14 protein-coding genes are annotated in these 18,174 nt (G+C 35.1%); 7 read left to right on the top strand and 7 right to left on the bottom strand.

From position 1 onward, the window contains the following. Positions 1–231: 231 nt before the first annotated feature. The 4 genes from NQQ59_RS14125 to NQQ59_RS14110 all read right to left on the bottom strand — a co-directional run bounded on the left by NQQ59_RS14125 (position 232) and on the right by NQQ59_RS14110 (position 3,977). Entirely contained in the window at positions 232–1,068 is an 837-nt protein-coding gene (locus NQQ59_RS14125; protein ID WP_144219541.1) for an amidohydrolase family protein, read from the bottom strand. Between the two features lie 6 nt (positions 1,069–1,074). Further along, the gene (locus tag NQQ59_RS14120) at positions 1,075–1,872 is read right to left on the bottom strand and encodes an SDR family oxidoreductase (RefSeq protein ID WP_144219540.1); all 798 of its coding nucleotides are present in this window, start codon (positions 1,870–1,872) and stop codon (positions 1,075–1,077) included. Between the two features lie 218 nt (positions 1,873–2,090). After that, the gene (locus NQQ59_RS14115; protein ID WP_144219539.1) at positions 2,091–3,104 is read right to left on the bottom strand and encodes a zinc-binding alcohol dehydrogenase family protein; all 1,014 of its coding nucleotides are present in this window, start codon (positions 3,102–3,104) and stop codon (positions 2,091–2,093) included. Positions 3,105–3,122: 18 nt separating this feature from the next. Next, positions 3,123–3,977, bottom strand: coding sequence for a fumarylacetoacetate hydrolase family protein (locus tag NQQ59_RS14110; RefSeq protein ID WP_144219538.1), 855 nt, complete (start codon positions 3,975–3,977; stop codon positions 3,123–3,125). 367 nt (positions 3,978–4,344) lie between these two features. Here NQQ59_RS14110 and NQQ59_RS14105 point away from each other — a divergent pair, with 367 nt between their 5' ends. The 7 genes from NQQ59_RS14105 to fucP all read left to right on the top strand — a co-directional run bounded on the left by NQQ59_RS14105 (position 4,345) and on the right by fucP (position 12,339). After that, positions 4,345–5,493, top strand: a complete 1,149-nt coding sequence (locus NQQ59_RS14105) for an ABC transporter substrate-binding protein (protein WP_144219537.1) — start codon at positions 4,345–4,347, stop codon at positions 5,491–5,493. Next, complete coding sequence (locus tag NQQ59_RS14100; RefSeq protein WP_144219536.1) at positions 5,490–6,632, top strand: CaiB/BaiF CoA transferase family protein; 1,143 nt, start codon at positions 5,490–5,492, stop codon at positions 6,630–6,632. The genes NQQ59_RS14105 and NQQ59_RS14100 overlap by 4 nt, the downstream gene beginning before the upstream one ends. A gap of 206 nt (positions 6,633–6,838) precedes the next feature. After that, positions 6,839–7,978 (top strand): CaiB/BaiF CoA transferase family protein, encoded by a 1,140-nt coding sequence (locus tag NQQ59_RS14095; protein ID WP_144219535.1) that lies wholly within the window; start codon positions 6,839–6,841, stop codon positions 7,976–7,978. A gap of 1 nt (position 7,979) precedes the next feature. Next, positions 7,980–9,203: an extracellular solute-binding protein gene (locus NQQ59_RS14090; protein ID WP_144219534.1), complete on the top strand. Its 1,224-nt coding sequence runs from the start codon at positions 7,980–7,982 to the stop codon at positions 9,201–9,203. Positions 9,204–9,205: 2 nt separating this feature from the next. Continuing rightward, a complete protein-coding gene (locus tag NQQ59_RS14085) occupies positions 9,206–10,279 on the top strand; it encodes a Gfo/Idh/MocA family protein (protein ID WP_144219533.1) in 1,074 nt (357 codons plus the stop codon). Positions 10,280–10,389: 110 nt separating this feature from the next. After that, entirely contained in the window at positions 10,390–10,833 is a 444-nt protein-coding gene (locus NQQ59_RS14080; protein ID WP_144219532.1) for a MaoC/PaaZ C-terminal domain-containing protein, read from the top strand. Between the two features lie 201 nt (positions 10,834–11,034). After that, the gene (gene fucP / locus NQQ59_RS14075) at positions 11,035–12,339 is read left to right on the top strand and encodes an L-fucose:H+ symporter permease (RefSeq protein ID WP_144219531.1); all 1,305 of its coding nucleotides are present in this window, start codon (positions 11,035–11,037) and stop codon (positions 12,337–12,339) included. A gap of 394 nt (positions 12,340–12,733) precedes the next feature. On the opposite strand, the gene NQQ59_RS14070 is transcribed toward fucP, so the two are convergent. The 3 genes from NQQ59_RS14070 to NQQ59_RS14060 form a co-directional block, all read right to left on the bottom strand. Next, positions 12,734–13,228: a hypothetical protein gene (locus NQQ59_RS14070; RefSeq protein WP_144219530.1), complete on the bottom strand. Its 495-nt coding sequence runs from the start codon at positions 13,226–13,228 to the stop codon at positions 12,734–12,736. A gap of 347 nt (positions 13,229–13,575) precedes the next feature. Further along, a complete protein-coding gene (locus NQQ59_RS14065; RefSeq protein WP_144219529.1) occupies positions 13,576–14,982 on the bottom strand; it encodes an efflux transporter outer membrane subunit in 1,407 nt (468 codons plus the stop codon). Between the two features lie 18 nt (positions 14,983–15,000). Then, positions 15,001–18,171, bottom strand: a complete 3,171-nt coding sequence (locus NQQ59_RS14060; protein WP_144219528.1) for an efflux RND transporter permease subunit — start codon at positions 18,169–18,171, stop codon at positions 15,001–15,003. Positions 18,172–18,174: the final 3 nt, after the last annotated feature.

The raw sequence follows: 18,174 nt of genomic DNA, 5'->3' as shown, positions 1-18,174 counted from the left end.
GTCATTTTGACTAAAAAAAAACAAATAAATTCTAAAAACTCAAAATTCAAACTTTTTTAGTGCTCCAGCGGAGCAAAATATTTATAGAATATTAGCAACAAATAATAAAAAAAGCTCCAGCGGAGCGACATATAATTATAAAAAATATGTCGCTCCGCTGGAGCTTTATATTGTAAACGGGTATTTCTTGCTATAAATATTTCGCTTCTCTGAAGCTTACAAAATTAAATACTAATCATTCAGATTGTAAAATGAAATTGCATTCTCAAACCAAATCTTATTCTGATCCTCAATCGAAAATTTAGCAATATAATCTTCTAAAGTTTTCACCACTTCATTATAATTAGAAGCTACGTTTAAAACCGGCCAATCTGATCCGTACATTAATTTATCTGTTGAGAAGTTTTCAAAGATTACATCCAAGTATGGTTTTAAATCTTCTGGTTTCCAGTTTTTCCAGTCTGCTTCTGTGACCATTCCTGAGATTTTGCAGTAAACGTTGTCATATTTTGCGATTTCTTCGATGCCTTTTTTCCAAGAATCAATACTTCCTGATTTGATATCTGGTTTTGCAATATGATCAATCACAAATCGCTGATTTGGAAAATCTTTTACCAAACTAATTGCAGCTGGTAATTGACGTTCGAAAATCAAAATATCGTACGTATAATCAAATGATTTTAAAGCTTGTATTCCGTTTCTAAAAGCTTCTCCAAACATAAAATCGTTTGGTTCACCTTGAACAACGTGTCTAAAACCTTTTAGTTTTTTTTGATTGGAAAAGAATTGTAAACGCTCTTCGATATTTTCATTTCTTAAATCTATCCAGCCGACAACACCTTTTATAAAATCATTTTTTGATGCTAAATCCAATAAAAAACTTGTTTCTTCTTCAGACTGACTTGCTTGAACAGCCACACAACCTTCAAATTGATTTTCTTTTAAAATTGGATGTAAATCTTCAGGAAGAAAATCTCTCTGAATATTTTGCATCGTTTCATCAATCCAGCTGTCTCTAACGGGATCAAACTTCCAAAAATGCTGATGGGAATCAATTCTTTTACTCATAATTTCTTAGTTAACATCGCTGATTAATGCGCGGTCTAAATGTACGTAACCTCCATCCACAAAAACAAATTGTCCTGTAGTATGCGATGATTTTTCTGAAATGATGAAAAGTGCTGTATCTGCAATTTCTTCTGTTTTAGTCATTCTGCTTTCTAGCGGAATGCTTTTATTGATTTTATTCAAAACCGTTTGACCGTCTGGCAATGTTTTAATCCAATCTTCGTAAGCTGGCGTATAGCTTTCAGCAATAATAATCGCATTCGAACGAATTCCAAACTGGATCAAATCTACCGCCCATTCTCTTGTCAAGCCTAAAACTCCACCTTTTGCAGCAGCGTAACCTGAAGTTCCACCTTGTCCTGTTAAAGCGACTTTTGAACCAATATTTAAAATATTCCCTTTTGATTCTTTCAAAAACGGCAACGAATATTTCGCTAAAAGAAAATAACTTACCACATTCAATTTCAAAGAATTCATGAAATCTTCATAGCTAGAATCTAATCCTGCTCCGTCATTTACTCCGACATTATTGATTATGGCATCGATTCTACCGTATTTCGCTCCGATTACTTTTACTGCGTTTTCTATTGCAACAGGATCTGTTACATCTGTTTGTACGAATAAAGAATTAACGCCTCTTTTTTGAAGTCTTTCTACATATTCAAAACCTCTTGCATTTCGGTCAACCAAAACCGGAATCGCGCCTTCATCCGCCAATCTGTTAACGATTGTTTCTCCGATACTGCCTTCTTTTCCAGCCGAACCAGAAACGACAACAATTTTATTTTTTAAGTTTAAATCCATTTTTGTGGTTATTTAAAGTTATCTAATCTTATATAGTTAAACCTGACAGGTTTTAAAAACCTGTCAGGTTTCGTAAGCTTTAACTATGTGTTAGAAACTAGTTTCTTTCAATTCTCTTTCGCAAAACAAAAAATCTATGTTTCTATGTGTTTAAAAAAAAATCGTAACGTTTAATAAAACCTAACAGGTTTTGAAAACCTGTTAGGTTTCTATAAGATCTACTCAATTTCAATCAACGCTTTGATCACATTATTTTTAGGATCAATTAGATTCCTGAAATCATTAATCATTTCAGAAAAACTTGTTCTATGAGTGATATATTTTTTCGGATCGATTTTTCCTTCTTTCAAACATTTCATTACATATTCGAAATCTTCAATGGTTGCATTTCTACTGCTCATCAAAGTCGATTCTCTTTTGTGGAAATCAGGATGACTAAAACTTAATTCGTTTTTTTGAAGTCCAACCAAAACAAATCTTCCGCCATGCGAAATATAATTGAAAGCACTGTTCATCACTTTCTGATTTCCAGTCGCATCAATTACTACGTTTGCCATATCTCCGTTAGTCAATTCAGCCAATTTTGCCGCAACGTCATCATTCAAAGGATTGATTGTTTCATCTGCTTGCAATTGCTCTTTACAGAAATTCAATCTGTAATCGTTGATATCCATTACGATCACTTTTGCACCAGCGATTTTAGCAAACTGAATCAAACCAATTCCGATTGGTCCTGCTCCCATTACCAAAACGGTATCTGTAGCTTTTACAGCCGCTCTTCTAACGCCGTGCGCTGCAATTGCCAAAGGTTCAACCAAAGCCAATTCATCATAATCCAAACCTTGACCGTGCAATAAATATTGCTCTGGAATAGAAACATATTCAGCCATTCCGCCATCAATATGCACTCCAAAAACTTTAATATTGACACAGCAATTTGTCAATCCATTTCTGCACGCAACACATTTTCCACAGTTAAAATACGGAATAAAAGTTACTTTATCTCCTGGTTTAAAACCTTCAGCATTTCCTTTTACATATTCTGCAGCCAATTCGTGACCTAAAATTCTAGGATATTCAAAATAAGGCTGCGTTCCGCCAAAAGCGTGAATATCAGTTCCGCAGATTCCGATTCTTTTAATTTTCAATAAAACTTCACCTTCTTTTGGTTCTGGAATATTCGTTTCTTTTAATAGAAATTCCTGCGGTTTTTCGCAAACAATATATTTCATTTTATACTTTCTTAATTTTTATTTTTGATACGCTACAGCTTTCTGTTTGCTCGTTCCTAAACCTTCAATTCCTAATTCTACAACATCTCCCGCTTTAATGTAAATCGGATCTGGTTTGATACCTAAACCAACTCCCGGAGGCGTTCCTGTACTAATAATATCGCCAGGAAGCAATGTCATAAATTGACTTAAATAATGCACCAAATAAGGAATTTTGAAAACTAAATTCAACGTGTTGCTGTCTTGGTATTTTTTACCGTTTACTGTCAGCCACATTTTTAAATTATCAACATCTGCAATTTCGTCTTTCGTTGCCAAAAACGGTCCAAGAGGCGCAAAAGTGTCGCTTCCTTTTCCTTTTGCCCATTGTCCGCCACGCTCTAATTGAAAAGCTCTTTCGCTATAATCATTCAACAAAGCATAACCAGCAACATAATCTAATGCTTCAGCTTCTTCCACATAACTCGCTTTTTTTCCAACGATGAAAGCCAATTCAACTTCCCAATCTGTTTTTTCACTGTTTTTTGGAATAATCAAATCATCATCTGGACCACACAAAGAAGTCGTTGATTTAAAGAAAATAATAGGTTCTATTGGAATCGGAGCATTGGTTTCTTTACAGTGATCGATGTAATTCAATCCAATACAAATAATTTTTGAAGGTCTTGCCACAGGCGAACCCAAACGTACCGAAGCATCAACTTCTGGCAAAGTCGGATTGCTTTCTAAGGCTTTTTGTAATTTCTCCAATCCATTTTCTTCAAAGAAACTTTCGTTAAAATCGGTTACAATCGAAGAAACATCGTATCTTTTTTCTCCAATTAAAACTCCTGGTTTTTCTTTTCCGATTTCTCCAAAACGTATTAATTTCATAATCGTATATTTTTAATTGTTAGTTTATTTTTAAGATTTTCAAACATATATCAATTTCAAAATTTGCCAAAAAAAGCTGCATCAAAATTAATAAATGTAAAAATCACAATTACAAAAATACTTTTAAAAAATTAATATTCGAGATATATTTCATTTAACTCTTATAAAAGTGACCAAACTTTAAAATTTTATAACATTTTTTAGACAGTTTGTAAAAATAATATCACTAATTATCGATTTATGTAAAAAAGATTTCTTAAAAAGAAAACGATTTCTTGTTCATATCAATCTTATTCCTACTTTTGTAATTGTATTTTCTACATTTATTAATACAATCGATTACATTACCAAAAATTCCTATATAAAAATGATAAAATTAAAAGGTATAACTTGGAATCACACAAGAGGTTTGCTTCCAATGGTTGCCACATCTCAACGTTTTACAGAACTACATCCTGAAGTTGAAATTTCTTGGGAAAAGAGAAGTTTACAAGAATTTGCCGATGCTTCAATCGAAGACTTAGCCAAAAGATTTGATTTATTGGTAATCGATCATCCTTGGACAGGTTTTGGAGCGCAAACCAAAGCAATTCTTCCTTTATCTGATTATTTATCAAACGAATATATTAAAGATCAAGAAATTAATACCGTTGGAAAATCATACGGAAGTTACGTTTTTCACGATAAATTATGGGCACTTCCTATTGATGCGGCAACTCCAGTTGCTTCTGCCCGCTTGGATCTTTTAGAAAAAAACAACTTAGAAGTTCCTAAAACATATGATGATTTATTGGCTTTAGCGAAAAAAGGTTTAGTCGCTTTCGCAGGAATTCCGGTAGATGTTTTAATGAGTTTTTACATGTTTTGCTGTAGTTTGGGAGAAGCTCCTTTTCTTTCTGAAGAAAAAGTGATTTCTGAAACTACAGGAAAAAAAGCGCTTCAAATGTTTAGAGAACTGGCGCAATTGATTGATCCGGCTAACTTTAACCGAAATCCAATTCAGGTTTATGAGGCAATGGTAAATTCTGATGAAATTGCCTACTGCCCTTTCGCTTACGGTTATTCTAACTATTCTAGAAGTGGTTACAGCAATAAACTTTTACATTTTTATGATTTAGTAAGTTTGAATGATAATCCAATGATTTCTTCTTTGGGCGGAACAGGATTAGCTGTTTCTTCATTCAGCGAACATACTGAAACGGCAATAAAATATGCTGAATTTACATGTTCATCACAAGTACAGCAAAATATTTATACGGATAACGGCGGTCAGCCAGGACATTTACAAGCTTGGAAAAGCGAGAGAATTAATGGTGTAACGCACGATTATTTCAAAAATACGTTACCAGCTTTAGAACGCGCTTTCCTTCGTCCGAGATATTACGGACATATGTATTTCCAAGATCACGCAGGTGATGTGGTTCGTAATTATTTGATGAATGGCGGAGACGAATTGAAAGTATTAGAAGAAATGAATGGACTTTACGCAGAATCTTTAAAAATCCAGACTGTATGAGACCTTTAGAAGGACTAATTGTTCTGGAATTCTGTCAGTTTTTGGCTGGACCATCCGCTGGTTTAAAACTAGCCGATTTGGGCGCGCGCGTCATCAAAATCGAGCGTCCCATAAAAGGTGAAGCTTGCAGACAATTAAGTATCAAAGATTTATTTGTAGACGACAGCAGTTTGCTTTTTCATACAATAAACAGAAATAAAGAATCTTTTGCAGCCGATTTAAAAAATCCAGACGATTTGGTTTTGATTAAAAAACTAATCGAAAAGGCTGATATTATGACGCATAATTTCAGACCTGGTGTGATGGAAAAAATCGGTTTGGATTTTGAAAATACGCTTTCTATAAATCCGCAAATTATTTACGGAACGATTACAGGTTACGGAAATGAAGGTCCGTGGGCTAAAAAACCGGGGCAGGATTTATTGTTGCAATCGCTTTCTGGTTTAAGCTGGTTAAGCGGACGCAAAAGTCAAGGGCCAGTTCCGTTTGGATTGGCAGTTGCCGACTTAATGTGCGGGAATCATTTTGTACAAGGAATTTTAGCAGCACTTTTAAAAAGAGCCAAAACCAAAAAAGGAGTTTTGGTTGAAGTGAGTTTATTAGAATCGATTTTAGATGTACAATTTGAAGCGATTACTTCTTTCTTAAATGATGGCGGTCAATTGCCTGAACGTGGTGATATAAAAGGAAGTGCGCATGCTTTTTTAAGTGCGCCTTACGGAATTTACCAAACGCAAGACGGTTATTTGTCTCTTGCGATGGGCGATTTGATTTTTATCGGAAAAACATTAGGATTGGATTTAAACGCTTTCGCGGATAAGCATTTGTGGTTTGAAAAACGAGATGAAATCAGAACGATTTTGAGCGAAAGAATTCAAACTCAAACTTCTGATTATTGGATTGAAATTTTACAGAAAGAAGGCATTTGGTGCGGAAAAGTTTTCAATTATGAAGAACTGGACAATCAGCCTTTTGTGAATGAATTACAGTTAAAACAAACTGTAAAAAATACAGAAGGAGAAACGTTGGTTACAACAAGAAGTCCGATTCAATTGGATGGTGAGATTCTGCTTAGCGAAAAAGCAGCGCCAAAAGTTGGTCAGGATAATTTAAGAATACAAGAAGAGTTCATTCAATAATTTGAATTAAATCTGTATAAATCTGTATAAATCTGCTTTAATCTGCTTTAATCTGTGTAAATCTGCGTAAAAAATCTATGCTCAAAAAAAGGATTTCACGCTCCCGATAGCTATCGGGATTAAAAAGATTTGAGCAGATCAAATTAGATTTTTAATTATTGAATAAAACGATTAAACATATAACCTGTTAAACGGTTAAACATAATATGAAACCATTAGAAGATTATTTAATTGTAGATTTCAGTCAGTTTCTTTCGGGGCCTTCAGCCAGTTTACGATTGGCCGATTTAGGTGCGCGTGTGATAAAAATTGAAAAACCGGGAACGGGAGATATCTGCAGAACCTTATATACTTCTGATTTGATTATGAACGGCGAATCGTCTGTTTTTCATACCATCAACAGAAACAAAGAATCTTTTGCGATTGATTTTAAACAACCTGAAGAACTTCAAAAATTAAAAAAATTATTGGCCAAAGCCGATGTTGTCATGCATAATTTCAGACCTGGAGTTATGGAACGCATTGGTTTGAGTTATGAGGACGTGAAAAACATTAATCCAAATGTAATTTATGGATCCATTTCAGGTTTTGGAGAACATCCAGATTTGAAAGATTTACCGGGTCAGGATTTGCTTTTACAATCTTTAACGGCTTTAACTTGGCTCAGCGGTAATCAAGAGGATGGTCCTGTTCCGATGGGATTGTCGATTGTAGACATGCTTGCAGGAGCGCATTTGGCACAAGGAATTTTAGCTGCTTTATATCGAAAAGCAACGCATAATATTGGAGCGCAAATTCAAGTCAGCATGTTGGAATCGGCATTTGATTTTCAATTTGAAACTATTACGACCTATTTCAATGATGGTGGCGAATTACCTGTTAGAACCAAAACCAATAATGCACACGCTTATTTGGGTGCACCATACGGAATTTACAAAACCAAAAACGGTTATTTAGCCTTAGCAATGGGTTCCATTCCTGTTTTGGCTTCTTTGCTGAAATGCGATGCTTTATTGCAATTTCCTGAAAATAAATTTACGCTTAGAGACGACATCAAAAACATCTTGGCTGAGCATTTGCAAACACAGGAAACACAATTTTGGTTGGATATTTTAGAACCTGCTGACATTTGGTGTGCTGGAGTTTTAAACTATCAACAGCTTTTTGAAGAAGATGGTTTTAAAATTTTGAATTTCATGCAACAAGTAGAAATGCTGGATGGTTATACGTATAAAACAACGCGTTGTCCAATAAAAATTGACGGCGAATATTTGACCTCTGAAAAAGGTTCTCCAAAATTAGGTCAAGATAACGAACGCATTATTAAAGAATTTATAGACTGCTAAAATGGATAAAATTAGAATCGCCGTTCGAAAATTCGATCCCTTCGAAAGTACATTGCAAAAGTTGTGGGATGCTTTTTGTCTTCAAAACAATATTCAAATTGAAGCCGAAATGATTCCGATGGAACTTCATGAATTGTATGAAACCACGATTTCTAAAAAAGGTTTAAAAGAAGGAAAATGGGATATTGCACACATCAACACCGATTGGATTTTTGATGCTGTACACGAAAAAGCGGTTCAAGATTTATATCCTTTTATTGCAGAAAATCCTCCAGAAAATTATCCTTATGGTTGGCATAAATCGCTTCTTCATTTACAAAAACTGGATAATGGAACATACGGACTTCCTTTTCATGACGGTCCAGAATGTCTGATTTACAGAAAAGATTTATTCGAAAACGAAACCGAAAAAGAGAACTTCAAAAAGCAATTTGGTTACGAACTTTCTACACCAAAAACTTGGAAAGAATTCACTGAAATAGCCACTTTTTTCAATAGACCGGAAGAAAATCTATACGGAACTATTTTTGCGAATTATCCAGACGGACATAATATGGTTTTTGACTTTTGTTTGCAATTATGGACACGCGGAGGTTCTCTGATTAATAATAAAAATCAAATTTCAATTTATAGTGAAGCTGGAATTCAAGCTTTGGATTTCTATAGAAAAATAGTAACTAATAAAGATGCTGTTCATCCAAAATCGAAAGACTTTGGTTCGGTTGAAGCCGGTTTGGCTTTCGCCGATGGACAAGCTGCAATGGCAATCAATTGGTTCGGATTTGCTTCGATGGCGCAAGTAATTGAAGAATCGAAAATAAAAGGCAAAATTGATATTACTTCCCTTCCATCCGATCCAAATCATAAAACGGCTTCTTTGAATGTGTATTGGTTGTATACAATTGGTTCTGGAAGTAAACATAAAAAATTGGCTTACGATTTTCTGCGTTTTGCCACAACTGCCGAAAGCGACAAATTGTTGACAAAAGAAGGTGGAATTGGCTGTAGAAAATCAACTTGGAAAGATGAAGAAATCAATAACTTGATTCCGTTTTATCATAAATTGGAAATGCTGCACGAAAATGCTTTGACTTTGCCACAAACCCCAATTTGGCCAAAGGTTTGCGAATTTATTGATCACATGGTTTTAAAAGCCATTAATAGCGATATTCCTTCGGCACAATTATTAGAAGAAACACAGATTAATATTCAAAAAATAGAATAAATATGAATATTCCATACAAACCTTTATTACCCGAAACAGAACAGCCAATCATCATTATCGGCGCAAGTGGCATCGTAAAAGACGCGCATCTTCCTGCTTATGAAATGGCTGGTTTTAAAGTTTTTGGTATTACCAATAGAACAATTTCAAAAGCATACGATTTACAAAAAGAATTCAAAATCGATCATGTTTTTGAAAGTGTTGCCGATGCGGTTAAAAATGCGCCTTCAAACGCCGTTTACGATATTACGGTTTTACCTGATCAATACATCGAAATTTTGGAGCAATTGCCAGACGGCGCTGCGGTTTTGATTCAGAAACCAATGGGAAATGACTTAGCGCAAGCTCGCGAAATTGTAGAAGTATGCGAAAGAAAAAATCTGGTTGCTGCTATAAACTTCCAACTTCGTTTTGCTTCGTTTGTAAGCGCAGCTAGATATTTGATTGATCAAGGTATTATTGGCGAATTATACGATTTAGAATTTAAAGTAACTGTAAATACGCCTTGGGAATTATTTCCTTTAATTAAAGAACATCCAAGATTGGAAATTCTTTTTCATAGCGTTCATTACATTGATTGTATTCGTTCTTTCTTAGGAAATCCGAAAAGCGTTATGGCTAAAACGGCTAAACATCCGCTTAAAAAATTATCGTCGAGCAGATCTACGATTATTTTAGATTATGGCGAAGATAAACATGTTGTGATCAATACGAATCACGATCATCATTTTGGGCCAAAACACGAGGAAAGTTACATTAAATGGGAAGGAACAAAAGGTGCCGTTAAAGCAAAAATGGGCTTATTGATGAATTATCCTGACGGTCTTCCGGACGTTTTTGAGTATGCTCTGCCAAAAAAAGATAATGAAAAGGAATACGAATGGACAGAAGTTAAACTAGAAGGTTCATGGTTTCCAGAAGCTTTTATTGGCGCAATGTCCAATCTAATGCGTTATAAAGAAGGTTCTGACGCCATATTATCTGCTAGTGTTCAAGATGTTTTAGGAACAATGAAAGTTGTAGAAGCTTGTTATGCGAGCAGTAAAAATGGCGGAATTTATTTTGATGAAGTGTAATTAAAACACTATATTTCAAAACCAAAAAAAAACAAATTTTAGTCCTCTTCAAAATAAAGATCATTTTGATATTTATTTGAAAGAGCTGACGAATAAAAAGTATCTAAATTATGTATTTTAAATCGACTTTTTTCGAAGATTATACCATCGACGATAAACGAGTAACCGTAGGCAGGACAATAACAGAAACTGATTTTGTAGTTCACGCCGGACATACGGGAGATTTCTTTCCTCACCATATGGACGAAGAATGGTGTAAAACACAACCTTTCGGACAAAGAATTGCACACGGAACCATGGTTTTCAGTATTGGAATTGGTTTGACTGCATCAGAAATAAATCCAGAAGCTTTTTCAAGAGGTTATGACAGAATGCGTTTTGTAAAACCTGTTCACATTGGCGATACCATTCATTCTGAAATCACTATTTCTGAAAAAGGCGAAGCAAAAAATCCCGAATTGGGCGCTGTCACAGAACATGTAGAAATCATTAACCAACGTGGAGAGGTAGTTCTTGTTTGTGATCACCTTTTATTTGTCAAGAAAAGGTCCTAAGATGCTAAGATTCTAAGGCACTAAGTTTTATCTACTTTGTAGCAAAACAAAAAGCTGTGCCCTTAAGTCACTTTGCGAAATCATTCTAAGTTTGCTTTTTGATTTCTCGCAAAGACACAAAGTCGCTAAGAAAAAACTTAGAACCTTAGCAACTTAGTACCTTAGTCACTTCAAAAAATAACCTAAAAAAACTATCAACTAATGCAAATTACAAACCAAGCTGGCGATCAACACAACGTGCCGACAGAAGGCGGAAATCAAAAACAATATCTTTTGCCTTTTATTCTTGTTACCTGCCTATTTTTCCTTTGGGGAATGGCCCATAATCTTGATTCTGTTTTGATTCCACACTTGAAAAAAGCGTGTGAATTAAACAATCGTCAATCTACACTAATCGATACTTCTGTATTCTTTGCTTATTTTATTATGGCAATTCCTGCAGGGATGCTTATCAAAAGATTTGGATACAAGAATAGTATTATTACTGGATTATTAGTTTTTGCAGCAGGAGCATTTTTGTTTGTACCAGCAGCAAATACAAGAACTTACGAATTATTTTTATTTGCCTTATTCGTAATCGGATGTGGTTTGACCATATTAGAAACCAGTGCAAATCCATATGCTGCAATTTTAGGACCTGCAGAATCTTCTTCAAAGAGATTAAATTTAGCGGCTTCTTTTAATGGATTAGCAGCGATGGTTGCTCCAATTGTAGGATCGTTGTTTATTCTTTCAGGAACAAACCATACGCCAGAACAAATGGCAGCAATGCCTGAGGCTGAAAAAGCGGCTTATCTTTTAGGCGAAGCAGCTTCTGTTAAAATGCCTTATATCGTGTTAGGAAGTATTTTGGTTTTAGTAGCTATTATATTTTATTTTGTACAATTGCCTTCAATGAAAGCCACTCATGCTGAAGCTGAAATTAAACCAGGATTTTTCTCTGTTTTAAGATTTAGACACTTAAGCTGGGGAGTTGTAGCACAATTTTTCTATGTTGGTGCACAGGTTTGTATTACGAGTTTCTTTATTAGAATTGCACAGCAAGGTGCAGGATTAGATGAAAAAACAGCTGGATATTACTTAGGAATCTATGGTTTCCTTTTTATGGCCGGACGTTTTATTGGGACTTTCTTTTTACGTTTTGTAAAAGATTACGTTTTATTATCAATTTATTGCATCATGAGTGCTGTACTTTGTTTAGTTGCTATTTACGGTTCAGGAATCGTGGTTATTTACGCACTTGGAGGAATCGGGTTCTTTATGTCAATTATGTTCCCAACTATTTTCTCTTTAGGAATTAAAGGCCTAAAATCGAATACAGAAACAGGTTCTTCTTGGCTAGTAATGTCAATTGTTGGTGGAGCGATTATTCCTTACGGAATGGGAACTTTGATTGATATGAATCATGATGACATTCAATCAGGATATATTATTCCTTTGGTTTGTTTCCTTATAATTCTTTCTTTCGGAGCTTTTGGTCACAAAGTAAAAACAGTCACTGAATAGTTTTTCAGCCACAGATTATTTGGATTAAAAAGATTTTTTTGCCACAAATTGCACTAATTGGCACAAATTAATTTTGATTTAAAATATTTAAATATCAATTGCCTCCAGCTTTAGCTGGAGGTTTTTTATTTATAGGAAGCAAAAAGGCTTTAGCCAAACTTTACGCTTAGTTCGGCTAAAGCCCTTAAATCCATAATCTATCAACCTTCAGCTAAAGTTGGAGGCAATTCCTTTTATACTTTTAGACATGAATTACACTAATTTCTACTAATTATAAAAAATCTATTTTGTAAAAAATCAGTGTAATTGCTTCACCTGTTCTTTATCGCTCGCGTCGTACTCATAAAAAATGCCTCCAAATTGGAGGCATTTTCGTTTAGTCAATGTTCAAGAATTAACGGTATTTGCCGTTATGATCGTGGTCTTTGTTTGACTGTTGTTTGGAGTTGTAATTTTTGTTGTTGTTTCTACTATCCGATTTTTGTTTTCCTTTTCCGTTATTGCTTTTTACCGGTTTTTCTCCTCTGTTTTTTTGAGGTTTTCCAACATAACCTTGCGGATAAGCTTTTCTGTGATTTGTATGATAACTATAAGGAGAATCTCCTCTATAATCGGTCAAAACCACTTTGTAACCTGAATACAAATCATAGTTTCTGTATCTTGAAGGAAGTCTTTTTTCACGAATCCATTTTCCTCCGTTATCGTAGATAAATACGCTTTGATTTACATCATAATATACATCGATATCTGGCAAGTAATAATATCTGCTGTCATCGTAACCTTGTGGTCCCCAATTTGGAGGAGTTCCAATATTTACATTAATCGAAACTTGCGCATGAGCAAAAAATACACTCATAAAAAGCACTGAGGCGAATACTAACTTTTTCATGTCTTTTAGATTTAAATATTAATTTTAGTAGATATGAATCTAAAGTAATGCCAATATTTAACGCAGTCGCATTCATTATACAGAACCTTAAAACTAATCGACGAATAGTACTTTTCAACCGACATACATTTCAAAAAAAAACGCCCCATTTCTGAGGCGTTTCTTAGTCATGTTTTTATTTAAATTAAGCGATCGATCAAAACAATTATGATCATAGTGGAACTTAATAGACTTTAATTATTTTTAACCGTTTCAAAGGTATATCCAATTCCCTATTACTTTTTAATTTATTAGACGAAAGGTATAATTTTTCCGACAAACGACTATTTTTTCTAAATTCTAGTTTTTTATTTCCATCCTCCACCTAAAGCTCTGTATAAATTAACCACTGCTTGCAATTTTTGAAGATTGTCGTTAATTCCGCTCAATTGTGCTGCCAAAAGATTTTGCTCAGAAGTCAATACATCAGTATAATTAGTAGCTGAACTGTATTCTAAAAGCTGTTGTGTAAAATCAACCGCCTTTTCTAAAGCTTCAATTTGTTTTTGTCTAGAATCTTCTTTTTCAACAGCCATTTCGTAAGAATACAAAGCATTTGATACTTCCTGTCCTGCTACTAAAAGGCTTTGCTGGAAATTATTATAAGCTTGTAATTGTTGTGATTGAGCTGTTGTCAATCTCATTTTATTCAACCCTTGATTAAAAATTGGCTGCGTTAAACCTCCAATAATTGAATAAAAAATAGAGTGACTAAAAAAGTCATTTAATTCTAAATTTGAAAATCCTGTACTTGCTGTAAGCGTCAAACTTGGATAAAAATAAGTCTTAGCCAAATTTGTAGATTCAAAAGCAACTCTGAAATTAAATTCTGCCTGACGAACATCAGGACGATTTTGTAACAATTGAGCTGGCATACCAACAGCAATATTTTCAGGAATAATCTGTGCCCCTAATTCACCTCTATCAATCGGTCCTGGCGCTTGTCCTAATAAGATATTCAAAGCATTTTCAGTTTCACGGATATTTTGTTTTAAATCCGGAATTAAAACTTCGGCTGCATGTTGATTGGCTTCACTTTGAACAACCGCTGCTCCTGTCACAATTGCACCTTCTTTTAAAGCTTTAATTGTTTCTACATTTTTGATTCGGCTTTCTAATGTTTCCTGCGTGATTTTTAACGATTTATCGTAAGCCAGAAGCATGAAGTAATTATTAGCAATATCAGAAATCAATTGGGTCTGAACGGCTTGTTTTGCAGCATCAGTTGCTAAATAAGTCGCTAAAGCTGCTCTTTTAGAACTGCTCAATTTTCCCCAGATATCCAATTCCCAAGACGTACTAACTCCTAATTTATAAGTAGTCGTCAAAGTATTGATATTAATTCCTGCTGGAAAGTTTAAACCTGCTTGAGATTGTTTGTTATGCGTTGCACTTGCATCCAATTGTAAAGTTGGATAATATGCTAGTTTACTTTGACGCAAAGAAGCTCTTGCCTGTACAATATTCTCAATCGCATTTTTCAAATTAAGATTTTGCTCTAAACCTTTTTGAATTAATGCATTCAATTTTTCATCTTTAAAAACACTCTGCCAAGGCATATCTGCAATTGTAGTCGAATCTGTAGAAGACTGATCACGATACAACTGATCTGTTTTTAATGTTGTGGGACGTTCGTATTTCTTGGTAACAGAGCACGCACTAATTAGTGCGGCTGTTATCACCAATAAAATATATTTATTTGAACTATTCGTCATCTTTGTTGTAATTAAATTTTACTCTTTGTGAGCTTCTATTAAATGAATTTCGTCTTCATCGTCATCTTCATCATCATAACCTTCTTTTGCTGGTCCGCTGATTTTTTCCTGTAAATTCTGGAAAATGATAAACAGAACCGGAATCACGAATACTCCTAAAATAGTTCCGATTAACATACCTCCAACAGCTCCAGTACCAATCGATTTGTTACCAACAGCACCTGCACCAGAAGCAAACATCAACGGAACAAGTCCGAGAATAAAGGCGAAAGAAGTCATCAAAATAGGACGTAAACGTGCTACTGCTCCTTCGATTGCTGCTTGTACAACCGGAAGACCTTTACGTCTTCTATCCAAAGCAAATTCGACAATCAAAATACCATTCTTGGCCAGAAGTCCAATCAACATGATTAAAGAAATCTGTAAGTAGATATTACTATTCAATTTGAAAACAATCGAGAATAAATAAGCTCCTGCCAATCCAAACGGAATCGATAATAATACAGCAAATGGTAAAATATAACTTTCGTACTGTGCACTTAATAAGAAGTAAACGAAAACCAAACACAATACGAAAATGAATATCGTTTCACCTCCAGAAGCTAACTCCTCACGTGTTAAACCTGAGAACTCATAACCATAACCTGCAGGAAGATTTTCTGCTGCCACTTCTTGAATTGCTTTAATTGCATCTCCAGAACTGTATCCTGGTTTTGGCGCTCCTGTAATCGAAATTGACGTAAATAAGTTAAATCTAGAAATCGATTCTGGACCAAACACTCTTGTCATTTTTACGAACTCTGTAATTGGTGCCATATTTCCAGCACTATTACGAACAAAGATTTTATTTAATCCCTGTGTATTTGCTCTAAATTCTGGAGAAGCCTGAACCATTACACGGTATTGTTTTCCGAATTTATTGAAGTTAGAAGCATACAATCCACCATAATATCCTTGCATTGTCGAAAGAATCGTATTTACAGAAACTCCAGCATCTTTCGCTTTCGCTAAATTAATATCCATCATATACTGCGGGAATCCAGGGTTAAATGGAGTTGTCGCATATTGTATTTCTGGACGTTCTGCTAATTTTGCAAGGAATTCATTATTTACTTTATAAAACTCAGCAGTTGTATGTCCTCCTTTATCTTGCAATTGGAATTCGAATCCACCACTTTGACCAAAACCTTGAATGGTTGGAGGTGAAATAAAGAAGATACTTGCCTCGCGAATACCGCTTGTTTTAGCGAAAAGTTGTCGGATTACATCATCAACACTAAGATCACGCTGATCCCAAGGATATAATTTCACGATAACCATACTGTACGCACTACCTGCTCCAGCGGTAAAGTTTTGTCCAACGATACGAAGGGTATTTTTAACTCCCGGAATGGTTTTCGCAATACTATCAACTTTTTTAGCCATAATATCCGAACGTTCCATAGAAGCTGACGGTGGCAAACTAATGTTGGCGAAAACAGTCCCCTGATCTTCCGAAGGAACGAAAGCCGAAGGAGTAGTCTTCATCATATAAACTAATGCTACACCAGCAATTATAATAGAAGCCAATGCAATCCATTTTTTCACAGAAAGGAAACTTACCGAACGCTTGTATCTTTGTGTAACGTTATCAAACGCAACGTTGAAAGAAGTATAAAAACGCTGTAAAAAACTTTTATGTTTATGATCGTCTGCGTGTGGTTTTAGTAAAAGCGCGCACAAAGCAGGACTCAAAGTCAAGGCGTTCACCGCCGAAAGGATAATCGCAACAGCCAGTGTAATACCAAACTGCTTGTAGAAAACTCCCGTAGATCCTGTAATAAAGGTTACCGGAATAAATACGGCAGCCATTACCAAAGTAATCGAAATAATCGCTCCAGAAATTTCGTCCATCGCGTGAATTGTCGCTTTCTTAGCCGATTTATATCCGTCGTCGAGTTTGGCGTGTACCGCCTCCACGACTACAATCGCATCATCGACGACAATACCAATGGCGAGAACCATCGCAAAAAGCGTCAAAAGGTTAATCGTAAATCCGAATAAATTCAGGAAGAAGAACGTACCTACAATCGCAACTGGAACTGCAATTGCTGGAATTAATGTCGATCTAAAATCTTGAAGGAAAATAAATACTACGATGAAAACTAATATAAAGGCTTCAACCAAAGTGTGAATTACTTTCTCAATAGAAGCATCTAGGTTTTCGTTAACGTCCACCATAATAGTGTACTTCATCCCTTTAGGGAAACTTTTCGCTGCTTCTTCAATCAGCTTTTTAGAATTGATGATTACGTCACGTGCATTAGATCCAGGAGTCTGGCTGATTGCCATCGCAGCCGATTCTACACCATTTGTTTTAATGGTTGAAGAATAACTTAAAGATCCTAATTCTACTTTAGCAACATCTTTAAGTCTCAACATCTGTCCATTTCCAACAGATTTTATAATGATATTTTCAAATTCTTGAGCACTTGTTAAACGTCCTTTGTATTTAATTACATATTGAAACGCTTGATTTCCGTTTTCACCAAATTTACCTGGTGCAGCTTCGATATTCTGTTCTGCTAAAGCAGCCGAAATATCACTCGGAATCAATTTGTATTGCTGCATTACATCTGGTTTTAACCAGATTCTCATCGAGTAATCTTTTGCACCAAAAACGGTTACATCTCCCACCCCAACTACACGCTGAATTTGTGGTACAAGGTTGATTTTTGCATAGTTTTGAAGAAACGTTTGATCGTATGCTTTATCATCACTATATAAAGAGAAAATCAATAAGTTACTACTCTGGCTTTTCGTTACTGTAACCCCTGCCTGAGTTACCTCAACAGGAAGTAAACTTGTAGCTCTTGAAACCCTGTTTTGAACGTTTACCGCTGCTAAGTCAGGATTGGTACCTACTTTAAAGAAAATTTTAATAGAGGCATTTCCATCATTGGTCGCTGTAGAAGTCATGTACGTCATGTTTTCTACACCATTAATTTGCTCCTCTAACGGAATTACGATACTTTTCAGTACCACATCCGCATTGGCTCCGGTATAACTTGCTGCCACGTTTACCGTTGGAGGGGCAATATCCGGATATTGAGAAATCGGTAACTCAATTAGGCCTAAAACACCTAAAATAACGATAATAACAGATATTACCGTTGAGAGTACGGGTCTTTGTATAAATTTTTTAAACATTTT

This window comes from Flavobacterium panacis (assembly GCF_024649945.1).
GTDB lineage: Bacteria > Bacteroidota > Bacteroidia > Flavobacteriales > Flavobacteriaceae > Flavobacterium > Flavobacterium panacis.
The sequence above is the reverse complement of the archived record's forward strand: the minus strand, read 5'-3'. Positions and strand labels throughout refer to the sequence as shown.

Coding starts and splice junctions, on each gene's coding strand:
- fucP (WP_144219531.1), top strand. CDS start 11,035: ATGCAAATTACAAACCAAGCTGGCGATCAACACAACGTGCCGACAGAA.
- NQQ59_RS14115 (WP_144219539.1), bottom strand. CDS start 3,104: ATGAAATATATTGTTTGCGAAAAACCGCAGGAATTTCTATTAAAAGAA.
- NQQ59_RS14095 (WP_144219535.1), top strand. CDS start 6,839: ATGAAACCATTAGAAGATTATTTAATTGTAGATTTCAGTCAGTTTCTT.
- NQQ59_RS14080 (WP_144219532.1), top strand. CDS start 10,390: ATGTATTTTAAATCGACTTTTTTCGAAGATTATACCATCGACGATAAA.
- NQQ59_RS14060 (WP_144219528.1), bottom strand. CDS start 18,171: ATGTTTAAAAAATTTATACAAAGACCCGTACTCTCAACGGTAATATCT.
- NQQ59_RS14110 (WP_144219538.1), bottom strand. CDS start 3,977: ATGAAATTAATACGTTTTGGAGAAATCGGAAAAGAAAAACCAGGAGTT.
- NQQ59_RS14120 (WP_144219540.1), bottom strand. CDS start 1,872: ATGGATTTAAACTTAAAAAATAAAATTGTTGTCGTTTCTGGTTCGGCT.
- NQQ59_RS14070 (WP_144219530.1), bottom strand. CDS start 13,228: ATGAAAAAGTTAGTATTCGCCTCAGTGCTTTTTATGAGTGTATTTTTT.
- NQQ59_RS14125 (WP_144219541.1), bottom strand. CDS start 1,068: ATGAGTAAAAGAATTGATTCCCATCAGCATTTTTGGAAGTTTGATCCC.
- NQQ59_RS14085 (WP_144219533.1), top strand. CDS start 9,206: ATGAATATTCCATACAAACCTTTATTACCCGAAACAGAACAGCCAATC.
- NQQ59_RS14090 (WP_144219534.1), top strand. CDS start 7,980: ATGGATAAAATTAGAATCGCCGTTCGAAAATTCGATCCCTTCGAAAGT.
- NQQ59_RS14100 (WP_144219536.1), top strand. CDS start 5,490: ATGAGACCTTTAGAAGGACTAATTGTTCTGGAATTCTGTCAGTTTTTG.
- NQQ59_RS14105 (WP_144219537.1), top strand. CDS start 4,345: ATGATAAAATTAAAAGGTATAACTTGGAATCACACAAGAGGTTTGCTT.
- NQQ59_RS14065 (WP_144219529.1), bottom strand. CDS start 14,982: ATGACGAATAGTTCAAATAAATATATTTTATTGGTGATAACAGCCGCA.